Genomic DNA, 12,665 nt, shown 5'->3' with positions numbered 1-12,665 from the left:
GCAGCAGGCAGCGTACCCGCCCGGGTGCCGCGGGCCACGACCGCTCCCCGTGCTCCGCGGGCCCCGGGCGGACCTCCCCACCAGGACGCTTTCCCGGGGCACGGGCTAGCCTGAGGGGCGGCACGACTCTCGATGGACGCTCTAGGAGGCGCTCGGATGGTTGCAGGCGCCCCGCGGATCTTCGTCTCGCATCTGTCGGGTGTGCCCGTCTTCGATCCCAACGGCGACCAGGTCGGCCGGGTCCGCGACCTCGTCGCGATGCTGCGGGTCGGCGGCCGCCCGCCGCGGCTGCTGGGCCTGGTGGTCGAGGTGGTCAGCCGGCGCCGGATCTTCCTGCCGATGACCCGCGTCACCGGAGTCGAGTCCGGCCAGGTCATCACCACCGGCGTCATCAACATGCGGCGCTTCGAGCAGCGCCCCACCGAGCGGCTGGTCCTGGGCGAGCTGCTGGACCGGCGGGTGACGCTGGTCTCCAGCGGCGAGGAGGTCACCGTCCTGGACGTGGCCATCCAGCAGCTGCCGGCCCGCCGGGACTGGGAGATCGACCGGATCTTCGTGCGCAAGGGCAAGTCGGGTGCGCTGCGTCGGCGCGGCGAGGCCCTGACGGTGGAGTGGTCCGCGGTGACGGGCTTCTCGCTGGAGGAGCACGGGCAGGGCGCCGAGAACCTGGTCGCCACCTTCGAGCAGATGCGCCCGGCCGACGTGGCGAACGTCCTGCACCACCTGACGCCGAAGCGGCGCGCCGAGGTGGCCAACGCCCTCGACGACGACCGGCTCGCGGATGTGCTGGAGGAGCTGCCCGAGGACGAGCAGGTGGAGATCCTCGGCAAGCTGAAGGAGGAGCGTGCCGCCGACGTCCTGGAGGCCATGGACCCCGACGACGCCGCCGACCTGCTCTCGGAACTGCCGGAGGACGACAAGGAGCGGCTGCTGACGCTGATGCGGCCCGACGACGCGGCCGACGTGCGCCGTCTGCTGTCCTACGAGGAGAACACCGCCGGCGGTCTGATGACCACGGAGCCGATCGTGCTGCGCCCGGACGCGACCGTCGCCGACGCGCTGGCCCGCGTACGGCAGGCGGACCTGTCGCCGGCGCTGGCGGCGCAGGTGTACGTGTGCCGGCCGCCGGACGAGACCCCGACGGGCAAATACCTGGGCACGGTGCACTTCCAGCGGCTGCTGCGGGATCCGCCGTTCACCCTGGTCAGCTCGATCGTGGACACCGACCTGCCGCCGCTGCGGCCCGACGCCTCGCTGCCCGCGGTCACCACGCACCTGGCGGCCTACAACATGGTGGCGGTGCCGGTGGTCGACGAGAGCGGGTCGCTGCTGGGCGCGGTGACGGTCGACGACGTACTGGACCACCTGCTGCCGGAGGACTGGCGCGAGACGGAATTCCATGCGGAGGAGGCGCTGCGTGGGCACTGAGCGCGGGCGCGGCGAGCAGTCGCGCGAGCGGCGTCGTGAGCAGATCCGGGAGCGGCGCGAGCAGGCGCGGCTGCACTCGGCGCGCGAGCACGGGCAGACGGCCGAGGCGGCGGAACGTTCCGGCGAGCGTGCGGGGAAGTCCGCGCCGACCGGGGCGAGCGCGCTGACGCGCCCGAGGGTCCGCCTCGACCTGCCGCGGGCGCCGCGGCGGTCCCTGCTGCCCGAATACGACCCGGAGGCCTTCGGACGGCTCTCCGAGCGGGTGGCGCGGTTCCTGGGCACGGGCCGGTTCATCGTCTGGATGACGCTGGTCATCATCCTCTGGGTGCTGTGGAACGTCTTCGCGCCGGACGACCTGCGGTTCGACAAGTACCCGTTCATCTTCCTGACGCTGATGCTGTCGCTTCAGGCCTCCTACGCCGCTCCGCTGATTCTGCTGGCGCAGAACCGGCAGGACGACCGCGACCGGGTCACCCACGAGCAGGACCGCAAGCAGAACGAGCGCTCCATCGCCGACACCGAGTACCTGACGCGGGAGATCGCGGCCCTGCGCATGGGCCTGGGCGAGGTCGCCACGCGTGACTGGATCAGGTCGGAGTTCCAGGACCTGATCAAGGAGATGGACGAGCGGCGTCTGTTCCCGGCGGAACGTGACGAAGGCGACCGCTGACGGGCTTTCCCGAGCCGTGCTACCGAGCCGTACCATCGGGGCATGGCTACCGACACAAGCTCCGCCGCCGTGCCTGAGCAGGACGCGATCCTGGACGCTCTGGCGACGGTGAACGACCCCGAGATCCACCGGCCGATCACCGAGCTCGGCATGGTCAAATCGGTGGAGATCGGCGACGGCGGCGAGGTCGCGGTCACGGTCTACCTGACCGTGTCGGGCTGCCCCATGCGCGAGACGATCACCAAGAACGTCACCGAGGCCGTCGAGAAGGTCGCCGGGGTCACCTCGGTCAGCGTGTCGCTCGACGTGATGAGCGACGAGCAGCGCAAGGAGCTGGCGGCCACGCTGCGCGGCGGCACCGCCGAGCGCGAGGTGCCCTTCGCCAAGCCGGGCTCGCTGACCCGCGTGTACGCGGTCGCCTCCGGCAAGGGCGGCGTCGGCAAGTCCTCGGTCACGGTCAACCTGGCCGCGGCGATGGCGGCGGACGGCCTGAAGGTCGGCGTGGTCGACGCGGACATCTACGGCCACAGCGTGCCGCGCATGCTGGGCGTGGACGGCCGTCCCACCCAGGTCGAGAACATGATCATGCCGCCGTCCGCGAACGGCGTGAAGGTCATCTCCATCGGTATGTTCACCCCGGGCAACGCGCCGGTCGTGTGGCGCGGACCGATGCTGCACCGCGCCCTGCAGCAGTTCCTGGCCGACGTCTTCTGGGGCGACCTGGACGTGCTGCTGCTGGACCTGCCGCCGGGCACGGGCGACATCGCGATCTCCGTGGCCCAGCTCGTGCCGAACGCCGAGATCCTCGTCGTCACCACCCCGCAGCAGGCCGCGGCCGAGGTGGCCGAGCGGGCCGGCTCGATCGCCGTGCAGACCCATCAGAAGATCGTCGGCGTCGTCGAGAACATGTCGGGCCTGCCGTGCCCGCACTGCGACGAGATGGTGGACGTCTTCGGCTCGGGCGGCGGTCAGAAGGTCGCCGACGGGCTGACCAAGACGGTCGGCGCCACGGTGCCGGTGCTCGGCTCGATCCCGATCGACGTCCGGCTGCGCGAGGGCGGCGACGAGGGCCGGCCCGTCGTCCTGTCCGACCCCGACTCGCCGGCCGGTGCGGCCCTGCGCACGATCGCGGGCAAGCTGGGGGGCCGCGCGCGCGGCCTGTCGGGCATGTCCCTGGGCATCACCCCGCGCAACAAGTTCTAGGCCCTCCGGGGTACGGAGGAAGGGCACCGCCGGTCGGCGGTGCCCTTCCTCCGTACTGCGCCCGCGCCCGGGACCGTGATCGGGCGTACGGCTACTCGTACGTGCCGAGGTCCGAGATCGCCGAGAAGCCGAGGCCGTAGGCGCTCATGCCGCGGCCGTAGGCGCCCAGGTGGACACCGCTGCCGGTGGAGCCCGCGAGCACCCAGCCGAACTCGGACTCGCGGTAGTGGAAGGTCGTCGGCTCGCCGTCCACCGGCAGCGACAGCGTGGACCAGTCCTCGCCGTCGAGGTCGTCGGCGAGCTCCCACGCGGCCTCGGTCTGCTGGTCGAGCCAGTCGTCGCGCAGGGCGTGGTCCATCTGTCCGGGCCAGCTGTAGGCCAGCAGCCCGGAGCCGGCCAGCCAGGCCGCCGAGGAGACCGAGGTGGCCTCCAGGACGCCGGTGCCGTCGCCGCTGCGGCGCAGCGGGTTGCTCGCCACGGTGATGACCACCGCGAAGCGCTCCTTCTCGCCGGTGGCGATCTCGCCCCGGGCGGAGGGCTCGTCACCGTGGCCGGTGGAGCCGTGCTCCACCGTGCCGTCGGCGGCGGTGCCCACCTGCATGAGCCAGCGGCGCCCGGTGAAGGCTCCGTCCAGCCCGTACCAGGGGAAATCGGCAGCCAGGAAGCCCTCGGCCGTCCGGCGGGCCGCCGGCACGGGTGCGGCGGCCTCCGGCTGCTGCGACCCGTCCGGGTCGCCGGTATGCGACCCCGTGTGCGGGCTCGTATGCGGTTCCTGCGCTGCGTCCGCGGCGGCGGGTGCCTCGGCGGTCTGCGCCCCTACCAGGCTGCTGCTCGTCGTCTCCATCTGGGCGGCCTCTCGTTCCGTGGGGTCCGGAACGGCCCTCCCCCTCGCTGCGCTGGGGGGACCCCCTCCCTCGGGCGTCCCGCGATCCGGACAGATGGAGGATAGCCATCCGACCCCGGATCACCGGGCAGGCTGGGTCAGGTGGCGTCGGCGTCGAAGCGCACGCGCTGTTCGGCGGCCGGGGCCTCGGGCTTCTTCAGCAGGTCCGGACCGGCGGTGCCGGACGGGGAGGTCGTGGAGGCCGGGGCCGGGTCGGGCTCCGGATTGTTGACGGCGTCCGAGACCTCGTTCAGCTCCTTGCGGAGGTCGAAGCTGCTGCGGATCTCCTGGAGGTCCTCGTTCTCCGAGAGCTGCTTGCGGATGAAGGTCTTCGGATTCAGGTCCTCGAATTCGAAGTCCTTGAAGTCGGGACCGAGTTCGGAGCGGATGTCCTGCTTGGCACTGTCGGAGAACGCGCGGATCTTACGGATGAAGCCCGTGACGTCCTGAATGACCTTGGGCAGCTTGTCCGGACCGAAAACGAGAATGGCCAGAACCACGATCGTGACGAGTTCGAGTGCGCCTATGTCGTTGAACACCTTGCCGCTCCTCGGCTCTCTGTCACTTCGGGCCCGAACACACGGTACCCGGCCCAGCCCGCGGGCCCCTACACGCGTCCCGGGCCGGCCGGGGTTTCATCCCCCGGCCATCCCATGATCATGAACCGTTCGCCGACCCGAGGACAACGTCCAGAGTGCGTTCCCGGCCGTCGCGCAGCACGGTCAGGGTGAGCGGATCGCCCGGGCGGTGGGCCCGGATCTTGATGATCAGCTCGTCGCCCCCGCGGACCCGCTGTCCGTCCACCTTGGTGATCACGTCACCGGGCCTGATCCCGGCGCGCGCGCCCGGTCCGCCGGCGGTCACGGACGGTTTTCCGTCCTCCCCCTTGTCCCCCACCCGGGCTCCGTCGCCGGTGTAGTCCATGTCGAGGGTGACCCCGATGACGGGGTGCGTGGCGCGGCCCGTGGCGATGAGCTCCTCGGCGACGCGCTTGCCCTGGTTGATGGGGATGGCGAAGCCCAGGCCGATGGAGCCGCCCTGCCGACTGGGATCGTCCTTGTCGGCGCCGCGGATCGCGCTGTTGATGCCGACCACGTGCGCCCTGGCGTCCAGGAGGGGACCGCCGGAGTTCCCGGGGTTGATGGGGGCGTCGGTCTGCAGCGCGTCGACGTAACTGATGTCGCTGCCGTCGCCCTTGTCGCCGCCCGCGGTGACGGGCCTGCCGGTGGCGCTGATGATGCCGGCGGTGACCGTGTTGGAGAGGTCGAAGGGCGCGCCGATGGCCACGACCGGGTCGCCGACCCTCACGTTCTCGGAGTTACCCAGGCTGAGCGGCCGCAGCCCGCGCACCCCGCTGACCTTGACCACGGCCAGGTCGTAGCCGGAGTCGCGGCCGACCAGCTCGGCGGTGACGCTCTCGCCGGTGCTGAAGGTGACCGCTATCGCCTTGGCGTCGGCGACCACGTGGTTGTTGGTCAGGATGTGCCCCTGGGGGTCCAGCACGAATCCGGTGCCCGTGCCGCTGCTCTTGGCGCCCCGCACGTGCAGGGTGACCACCCCGGGCAGTGCGGTCGCCGCGATCCCGGCCACGCTGTCGGGCGACCGGCCGCCGTCCGCGACGGCCGCCTGCGGCAGTTCCAGGCGGGTGCTGCTCTGCCGCTCGGCGAGCACGCCCACGTAGCCGCCGATCCCGCCGGCGAACAGGGCCGTGGCCGCGGCGAGGGCCGCCACCTGCCACAGCCGGAACCCGGTGCGGTCCCGGCCCCGGTCCACGACCTGGAGGGGCTGCACCCCCCAGGGGTCGTAACGGACCGCATCGGCCGGCACCGCGGGGGCGGGGACCGCCTGCCCGGCGGCCCCGCTCCCCTCGTCCCCGCCCTCGCCGGCCTCGGGCCGCGGGACCGGAACCCCGTCACGACGGCTGTCGGCCGTGCCCTGGGGCCGGCTCCACCACTGCGGAGCCGGGTCGGTCTGCTGGCTGTCGGACATGGGAACTCCCCGCGTACCTGTGCGCATGTCCGGCCGATTCAACCAGGTCCGGGGTCAGCGCAGCAGGGAGACCGGACGCGCCGAGCCCGACGGGGAGGGCTGCAGCGGCGCCGGCGGGCTCGCCACGGCCGTCAGGAGGGACGGTACGGCGGCGGGTGTGGGCAGCCAGTCGCGCGCCGCCGCATCGGACACGGGCAGGGCGGGGCCGGGTCTGGAGGCGGGCGCCGGGGAATCGCCCCGGACGTTCGGCTCCGTGCCCTCCAGCGGCAGCGTGCCGCCCAGCGCGAGGGCGGCCAGCGACACCGCTCCGGCGGCGACGAAGGCGAACCGGCGGCGCGGACGGCCCACCTCGTGGATGCGGAAGCCCTCCTGCTGCGGCCGGGCGGCGGCCACGGGCAGCCCGTACGCGAAGGCGTCGAAGGGGTCGGGCTCGGCGGCTCCCGGTCCCGGTGGCCCCAGGGGACCCACCGGACCGTCGGGACCGCCCCCGGGGAGGCCCTGCAGACGGGCGAGCAGGCCCGCGGACACCGGAGGGGGCACGCTCTCCACGAACATGGTCTTCAGGCGGCGCTGGGCGTCGGCCTCGGCCTTGCACTTGGCACAGGTCGCCAGGTGTGCCAGGACGCGCTCGCGCGCGTCGTGCTTCAGCTCCCCGTCGACCAGGGCGGCGAGCCGGTCACCCAGGTGCTGTTCGGCAGGGGAAGGACTGGCTGCGGTCACTCGGCTCCGCCCTCTCTCCCTGCGTCCGGCGCGCCCGTCGCCACACCCGCCAGGGCGCGCTGCTCTGCCCGGGCCGCGGGGGACCGGTGCTTGAGCGCCTTGCGCAGGTGCGAACGGCCCCGGTGGATACGGCTGCGCACGGTGCCGAGCTTCACGCCCAGCGTCGCGGCGATCTCCTCGTAGGACAGGCCCTCGATGTCGCACAGCACCACGGCCGCGCGGAACTCGGGGGCGAGGGTGTCCAGCGCCTGCTGGACGTCCGCGTCGAAGTGCGTGTCGTGGAGGACCTGCTGGGGGGACGGCTCACGGCTCGGCAGCCGCTCGGCGGCGTCGTCGGCGAGCGCGTCGAAGCGGATCCGCTGCTTGCGGCGCACCATGTCCAGGAACAGGTTCGTGGTGATGCGGTGCAGCCAGCCCTCGAACGTGCCCGGCGTGTAGGTGGACAGCGAGCGGAAGACGCGGACGAAGACCTCCTGGGTCAGGTCCTCGGCGTCGTGCTGGTTGCCCGTCAGGCGGTAGGCGAGGCGGTAGACCCGCGCGCTGTGCGTGCTGACGATCTCCTCCCACGAGGGAGGGGTCCACGCCTGCGATCCCGCGTCTGCGGCAAAGGTCGCGGTGGTTGCGGTGTCTGCGGTGTGGAAGCGGTCAGCAGTGTAGGTCACGGATTTCGGCTCACCCGCCGACCGGAAGAGGCGTCTGAACACGCCTCGACGATCCACAGGCGCAGCCGCACCTCCCCTGTCGGCTCTGGTGGTGTCCAGTGGAGTCCCTACCATAGCCACCCCCTCTGTCAGCTCCGGATAAGGGTTTTTGCAGTATCTTTACGCAAGTCTTAGGCCCCGGGGCGGTCCCCGCCGCCGATCTGCCCGGCGCCGTCCTTCTCGTCCCGCCTCCACCCCTCACAACGCCCGGTCCCATCTGCGGGTTCCCGACGTCAACGGATACAGTCACCGTTGCGCCAACTATGGGGACAGGAGAGGGTCATTACCGGCAACCGGCAGACGAGCTGGGCGTTCGCCGACGCGTTTGTCGCCGAGGACGACGCTCTGCGATGGGCCCGCGACCGGTCCAGGGAAGCGGGCCTGCGCTCCGTCTCCCCCGGGACCGGCGCCGCGCTGCGCCTGCTGGCCGCGACCGCGGACGCCAAGGCGGTCGCCGAGATCGGCACCGGGACCGGCGTCTCCGGCATCCACCTCCTGCACGGGATGCGCCCGGACGGGGTACTGACCACGGTCGACCCCGAAGCCGACCGGCAGGCCTTCGCCCGCCAGGCCTTCCGCGCCGCCGGCTTCGCGGGCAACCGCGCCCGCTTCATCCCCGGCCGCGCCCTCGACGTCCTGCCCCGCCTCGCCGACGGCGGGTACGACCTCGTCTTCTGCGACGGGGACCCGACCGAGTCCCTCGACTACCTCGCCGAATCGTTGCGCCTGCTGCGCCCCGGGGGGCTGGTGTGCTTCGAGGGGGTCTTCTCCGACGGCCGTACGGTCGACTCCGCGGCCCAGCCCGTGGAGGTGCTCCGCGTCCGCGAGCTGCTGCGCAGCGTCCGGGAGAGCCCGGCGCTGGAGGCCGCGCTGCTCCCGGTGGGCGACGGGCTGCTGTGCGCCGTGCGCCGCTGACCCCGTAGCGGCCCAGGGGTGCCCGGGCGGGGCCGGGTCAGCCCAGCAGCGCGAAGGCGAGGGCCGCCGTACCGCCGAGCGCGGTGCCGGCGATCAGCTGGGCCGGTGTGTGGGCCCGCAGCTCCAGCCGGGACCAGCCGACGGCGGCGGCCACCGCGGCCGCCGGGAGCGCCACCGGGCCGAAGACGAGCAGCAGGATCATCACGGTGCCGCCGGCCACCGACATGTGGATGGATATCTGCCAGACCACCGTCACCAGCAGGGACGAGACCAGGCCGACCAGCATCGCGACGACGAGCGCGAAGACCTGCGCCGGGGCACCCAGGACGCGCAGGAGGGCGACCCCGGCGAGGACGGAGACCAGGCTCAGGGCCATCGGGACGACCCGCTGGCGCCGGACCCGTATGTGCTGGTCGGTCAGGGCGCCCCGGCGCACCCCGACGGCGATGACGCCGATCGGGACGACACCGCAGAACAGGGCGGCGAGCAGGCCCCAGCCGAGCCCCGTCCACGACCCGGTGCTGTGCCCTCCGACGACCAGGAGCAGGGCGACCACCAGGTTCGCCGGTGCCAGTACGTCGGACAGGACGCGGGCCGCCTTCTGGCGGGGAGTGCAGTCGGCGAAGGCCGGCGGCGCGGGCGGGGAGAAGGTCACGTGCGGCTCCGCCGGAAAGACGGGGACCAGGGGTCCTCGGAAACGACACGACGCTGCCCCGGCCGCTGATCGCGGTCGGGGCAGCGCGGGAATGCGAAAGCAGAAGGTGGAAGTGCTGTCAGCGGGTCAGCCGACGACCTTCTTCAGGGCGTCACCCAGGGCGTCCGCCTCATCGGGGGTCAGCTCGACGACAAGCCGACCGCCGCCCTCGAGCGGTACGCGCATGACGATGCCCCGCCCCTCCTTGGTGACCTCGAGCGGGCCGTCGCCCGTCCGCGGCTTCATGGCCGCCATGCTCGTTCCCCTTCCTGAAACCAGCTCATCGTCAGCCGACGGCCCCGTTCAGGCGCCTAGTACCCGGCATCGAACACATTGCTTCCCAGCCATTATCCCGCATGTCAGGACCCGATGACCAACATCACCCGGGAACGCTTGGGCAACGCGCTCGGCCAAAACCACTCATTTCGGGGATCCGCCTGCGATACTTCGCCGCCGCACCCGGGGAAACGGCTTCGGGTTCGTTTGACGCACATCACATGTGCGCTCCGGGTCCGGTCCGCCATGCTGACCCTTGCACCGGCCGGTACCGGCCGGTAGCCAAGCCCGCGACGAAGGGGGACCCCCGCCATGGCCGACAGTGTGCTCTACGAAGTGACCGACGGACTCGCGACCATCACGATCAACCGTCCCGACGCGATGAACGCGATGAACACCGAGGCCAAGGTCGCCCTGCGCGACGCGGCGCAGGCGGCGGCCGAGGACACCGCGGTCCGTGCGGTGCTGCTGACCGCCGCCGGCGACCGGGCCTTCTGCGTCGGCCAGGACCTCAAGGAACACATCGGGAACCTCGCCTCGGACCGCGAGACCGGCTCCTCGCTGACCATGAACACGGTCAAGGAGCACTACAACCCGATCGTGCGGACGCTCACCGAGATGCCGAAGCCCGTGGTAGCCGGCGTCAACGGCGTCGCGGCCGGGGCCGGCTTCGGTTTCGCGCTGGCGGCCGACTTCCGGGTCGTCGCCGACACGGCCTCCTTCAACACCTCGTTCGCCGGCGTGGCCCTCACCGCCGACTCCGGGGTCTCCTGGACGCTGCCCCGCCTGATCGGCGCCTCCCGCGCCTGCGACCTGCTGCTCTTCCCGCGTTCGATCAAGGCGCAGGAGGCGTACGAGCTCGGCATCGTCAACCGCCTGGTGTCCTCGGACTCCCTGCACGCCGAGGCCGAGGCCGTGGCCCGCACACTGGCGGCCGGCCCGACGGTCGCCTACGCGGCCCTGAAGGAGTCCCTGGCGTACGGGGCCGGCCACACCCTCGCGGACTCCCTGGTCCACGAGGACGTCCTGCAGACCCGTGCGGGGGCCTCCGAGGACCACGCCATCGCCGTCCAGGCCTTCCTGTCGAAGCAGCCCCCGAAGTACCTCGGCCGCTGAGCCGCGCGGACGTGCGTGGCCCGGTTCAGGCCGGGTCGCGCAGCGCGCAGGCGGCCAGATGGTCGTTGACCAGCCCGCAGGCCTGCATCAGGGCATAGGCGGTGGTCGGGCCGACGAAGCGGATACCGGCCTTCTTGAGGGCCTTGGCGAGCGCGGTGGACTGCGTGGTCACCGCCGGGACCTCGGTGACCGTGAGCGGGGCGGGGCCGGGCTCCTCGGGGGCGTGGGACCAGATCAGGGCGTCCAGCTCGCCGGCCTCCCAGCCCGCGAGGACCTTCGCGTTGGCCAGGGTCGCCTCGATCTTGGCCCGGTTGCGGATGATCCCCTCGTCGGCCAGCAGCCGCTCCGCGTCGGCGGCACCGAACTCCGCGACCGCGGCGATGGAGAAGTCGGAGAAGGCCTTGCGGAAGCCCTCGCGGCGGCGCAGGATCGTCAGCCAGGACAGCCCCGACTGGAAGGCCTCCAGGCACAGCCGCTCGTACAGGGCGTCGTCGCCGTGGACCGGACGGCCCCATTCGGAGTCGTGGTAGGCGATGTACTCGCCGGTGGCACCCGTGGACAGCGCCCACGGGCAGCGCAGCAGCCCGTCGGGGCCCGCGACCGCTCCGCTCACCGTTCGCCGCCCTTGCTGAGGTCGACCCGGTCGGCCGGGCCGGACACGTCCGCGGCGGCCGTCAGCTGCGCGATCCGCGCGTCCCGCTCGGCGAGCTCCGCGGCGAGCCGCTCCAGTACGTCGTCCACCTCGGCCATCCGGTAGCCACGCGGCGCGACCGGCAGCCGCAGCGCGTCGATGTCCGCCCGCACCACGGGCCGGCTCTCCGGCAGCCCGTCCGCCACCCGGTCCGGCTCCGCCTCCGGCAGGACGGCCTCCGAGCCGCCGCCGATCACCGCGAGAGTGACCGCTGCCACGACCACGACCAGCGCGATCATCAAGAAGAAGAACACGATCAACTCCCCTGAGAGACTCCGGCCACCAGGTTAAGGTCGCAGGCGAGGCGCGAGGGCCGCCGAAGGAGGAAAGAGCAGGATGCTGCGACTGGGCAGGCGCGAGTTCGACACCCACGAGCCGGTGATCATGGCCATCGTGAACCGGACTCCGGACTCCTTCTACGACCAGGGCGCGACGTTCCGCGACGAGCCGGCGCTGGACCGGGTGGAGCAGGCGGTCGCCGAGGGTGCGGCGATCATCGACATCGGCGGGGTGAAGGCGGGCCCGGGCGAGCACGTGGACGCGGCCGAGGAGGCGCGGCGCACGGTCGGGTTCGTGGCCGAGGTCCGCCGCCGCCACCCGGACGTGGTGATCAGCGTGGACACCTGGCGGCACGAGGTCGGCGAGGCCGTGTGCGAGGTGGGGGCGGACCTGCTGAACGACGCGTGGGGCGGGGTGGACCCGAAGCTGGCCGAGGTCGCGGCGCGCTACGACGTCGGCCTGGTCTGCACGCACGCCGGCGAGGTCGAGCCGCGCACCCGGCCGCACCGGATCGCGTACGAGGACGTGATGGCGGACATCCTGCGGGTCACGGTAGGGCTCGCCGAACGCGCCGCCGCCCTCGGCGTCCGCCGGGACGCGATCATGATCGACCCGGGCCACGACTTCGGGAAGAACACCCGCCACTCGCTGGAGGCGACCCGGCGGCTGGAGGAGATGACCGCGACGGGCTGGCCGGTCCTGGTCTCCCTGTCCAACAAGGACTTCGTCGGCGAGACCCTCGACAAGCCGGTCAAGGAGCGACTGCTGGGCACCCTGGCCACCACGGCCGTCTCGGCCTGGCTGGGCGCCCAGGTCTACCGCGTCCACGAGGTCGCCGAGACCCGGCAGATCCTGGACATGGTCCGTTCCATCCAGGGCCACCGCCCCCCGGCGGTCGCCCGCCGCGGCCTCGCCTGACACCCCGGCGGCCGGAGGCCGGCGCAGCCGCCCGAAGCCGGTGAGGCGCCCCGGCGCCGCACCGCGCGAGAGCGGCGTCGAGAAGGAGACATGGTCCGTTCCATCCAGGGCCACCGCCCCCCGGCGGTCGCCCGCCGCGGCCTCGCCTGACACCCCGGCGGCCGGAGGCCGGCGCAGCCGCC

Annotated in this window: 15 protein-coding genes; 6 read left to right on the top strand and 9 right to left on the bottom strand. The window is 72.6% G+C overall.

The window, feature by feature from the left end; translation table 11 throughout:
- Positions 1–156 precede the first annotated feature (156 nt).
- The 3 genes from ACIPXC_RS15840 to ACIPXC_RS15830 all read left to right on the top strand — a co-directional run bounded on the left by ACIPXC_RS15840 (position 157) and on the right by ACIPXC_RS15830 (position 3,301).
- Positions 157–1,428 (top strand): magnesium transporter MgtE N-terminal domain-containing protein, encoded by a 1,272-nt coding sequence (locus ACIPXC_RS15840; RefSeq protein ID WP_401617715.1) that lies wholly within the window; start codon positions 157–159, stop codon positions 1,426–1,428.
- 163 nt (positions 1,429–1,591) lie between these two features.
- Positions 1,592–2,098, top strand: a complete 507-nt coding sequence (locus tag ACIPXC_RS15835) for a DUF1003 domain-containing protein (protein ID WP_225885142.1) — start codon at positions 1,592–1,594, stop codon at positions 2,096–2,098.
- 42 nt (positions 2,099–2,140) lie between these two features.
- On the top strand, positions 2,141–3,301 hold the full coding sequence (locus tag ACIPXC_RS15830) for an Mrp/NBP35 family ATP-binding protein (RefSeq protein ID WP_401617713.1): 1,161 nt from the start codon (positions 2,141–2,143) through the stop codon (positions 3,299–3,301).
- Positions 3,302–3,392: 91 nt separating this feature from the next.
- Here the strand turns inward: ACIPXC_RS15830 and ACIPXC_RS15825 are convergent, their stop codons facing one another.
- The 5 genes from ACIPXC_RS15825 to sigE all read right to left on the bottom strand — a co-directional run bounded on the left by ACIPXC_RS15825 (position 3,393) and on the right by sigE (position 7,669).
- Entirely contained in the window at positions 3,393–4,145 is a 753-nt protein-coding gene (locus ACIPXC_RS15825) for a hypothetical protein (RefSeq protein WP_401617710.1), read from the bottom strand.
- A 137-nt stretch (positions 4,146–4,282) separates the two neighbouring features.
- Positions 4,283–4,723 (bottom strand): sec-independent translocase, encoded by a 441-nt coding sequence (locus tag ACIPXC_RS15820; protein ID WP_401617707.1) that lies wholly within the window; start codon positions 4,721–4,723, stop codon positions 4,283–4,285.
- A 118-nt stretch (positions 4,724–4,841) separates the two neighbouring features.
- Positions 4,842–6,173 carry a S1C family serine protease gene (locus ACIPXC_RS15815; protein WP_401617704.1) on the bottom strand — a complete coding sequence of 444 codons (1,332 nt, stop codon included), beginning with the start codon at positions 6,171–6,173 and terminating at the stop codon, positions 4,842–4,844.
- 54 nt (positions 6,174–6,227) lie between these two features.
- Positions 6,228–6,893 (bottom strand): zf-HC2 domain-containing protein, encoded by a 666-nt coding sequence (locus ACIPXC_RS15810; RefSeq protein WP_401617702.1) that lies wholly within the window; start codon positions 6,891–6,893, stop codon positions 6,228–6,230.
- Positions 6,890–7,669 (bottom strand): RNA polymerase sigma factor SigE, encoded by a 780-nt coding sequence (gene sigE, locus ACIPXC_RS15805; RefSeq protein ID WP_392577957.1) that lies wholly within the window; start codon positions 7,667–7,669, stop codon positions 6,890–6,892. The genes ACIPXC_RS15810 and sigE overlap by 4 nt, the downstream gene beginning before the upstream one ends.
- A gap of 177 nt (positions 7,670–7,846) precedes the next feature.
- Between sigE and ACIPXC_RS15800 the strand changes: the two genes are divergently transcribed.
- Positions 7,847–8,509 (top strand): O-methyltransferase, encoded by a 663-nt coding sequence (locus tag ACIPXC_RS15800; RefSeq protein WP_030032218.1) that lies wholly within the window; start codon positions 7,847–7,849, stop codon positions 8,507–8,509.
- Positions 8,510–8,546: 37 nt separating this feature from the next.
- Here ACIPXC_RS15800 and ACIPXC_RS15795 read toward each other — a convergent pair whose 3' ends face one another.
- Positions 8,547–9,164 carry a hypothetical protein gene (locus ACIPXC_RS15795; RefSeq protein WP_401617698.1) on the bottom strand — a complete coding sequence of 206 codons (618 nt, stop codon included), beginning with the start codon at positions 9,162–9,164 and terminating at the stop codon, positions 8,547–8,549.
- A 126-nt stretch (positions 9,165–9,290) separates the two neighbouring features.
- Positions 9,291–9,458: a DUF3117 domain-containing protein gene (locus tag ACIPXC_RS15790; protein WP_003966491.1), complete on the bottom strand. Its 168-nt coding sequence runs from the start codon at positions 9,456–9,458 to the stop codon at positions 9,291–9,293.
- 333 nt (positions 9,459–9,791) lie between these two features.
- Between ACIPXC_RS15790 and ACIPXC_RS15785 the strand changes: the two genes are divergently transcribed.
- Positions 9,792–10,595, top strand: a complete 804-nt coding sequence (locus tag ACIPXC_RS15785) for an enoyl-CoA hydratase/isomerase family protein (RefSeq protein WP_401617695.1) — start codon at positions 9,792–9,794, stop codon at positions 10,593–10,595.
- A gap of 25 nt (positions 10,596–10,620) precedes the next feature.
- Here the strand turns inward: ACIPXC_RS15785 and ACIPXC_RS15780 are convergent, their stop codons facing one another.
- Both ACIPXC_RS15780 and ACIPXC_RS15775 read right to left on the bottom strand, forming a co-directional pair.
- Positions 10,621–11,208, bottom strand: coding sequence for a DNA-3-methyladenine glycosylase I (locus ACIPXC_RS15780; RefSeq protein ID WP_392577960.1), 588 nt, complete (start codon positions 11,206–11,208; stop codon positions 10,621–10,623).
- Entirely contained in the window at positions 11,205–11,546 is a 342-nt protein-coding gene (locus ACIPXC_RS15775; RefSeq protein ID WP_401617692.1) for a DivIVA domain-containing protein, read from the bottom strand. The genes ACIPXC_RS15780 and ACIPXC_RS15775 overlap by 4 nt, the downstream gene beginning before the upstream one ends.
- Before the next feature lie 76 nt (positions 11,547–11,622).
- On the opposite strand from ACIPXC_RS15775, the gene folP reads away from it, so the two are divergent.
- Positions 11,623–12,483, top strand: coding sequence for a dihydropteroate synthase (folP, locus tag ACIPXC_RS15770; protein WP_401617690.1), 861 nt, complete (start codon positions 11,623–11,625; stop codon positions 12,481–12,483).
- The last annotated feature ends 182 nt before the right edge of the window (positions 12,484–12,665 follow it).

It is taken from the genome of Streptomyces sp. NPDC090021 (assembly GCF_044748225.1).
Lineage (GTDB): Bacteria > Actinomycetota > Actinomycetes > Streptomycetales > Streptomycetaceae > Streptomyces.
Note: the sequence above shows the minus strand (reverse complement) of the source record. Positions and strands in the feature narration are given on the sequence as shown.

Coding starts and splice junctions, on each gene's coding strand:
- ACIPXC_RS15840 (WP_401617715.1), top strand. CDS start 157: ATGGTTGCAGGCGCCCCGCGGATCTTCGTCTCGCATCTGTCGGGTGTG.
- ACIPXC_RS15830 (WP_401617713.1), top strand. CDS start 2,141: ATGGCTACCGACACAAGCTCCGCCGCCGTGCCTGAGCAGGACGCGATC.
- ACIPXC_RS15825 (WP_401617710.1), bottom strand. CDS start 4,145: ATGGAGACGACGAGCAGCAGCCTGGTAGGGGCGCAGACCGCCGAGGCA.
- ACIPXC_RS15815 (WP_401617704.1), bottom strand. CDS start 6,173: ATGTCCGACAGCCAGCAGACCGACCCGGCTCCGCAGTGGTGGAGCCGG.
- sigE (WP_392577957.1), bottom strand. CDS start 7,669: ATGGTAGGGACTCCACTGGACACCACCAGAGCCGACAGGGGAGGTGCG.
- ACIPXC_RS15790 (WP_003966491.1), bottom strand. CDS start 9,458: ATGGCGGCCATGAAGCCGCGGACGGGCGACGGCCCGCTCGAGGTCACC.
- ACIPXC_RS15785 (WP_401617695.1), top strand. CDS start 9,792: ATGGCCGACAGTGTGCTCTACGAAGTGACCGACGGACTCGCGACCATC.
- folP (WP_401617690.1), top strand. CDS start 11,623: ATGCTGCGACTGGGCAGGCGCGAGTTCGACACCCACGAGCCGGTGATC.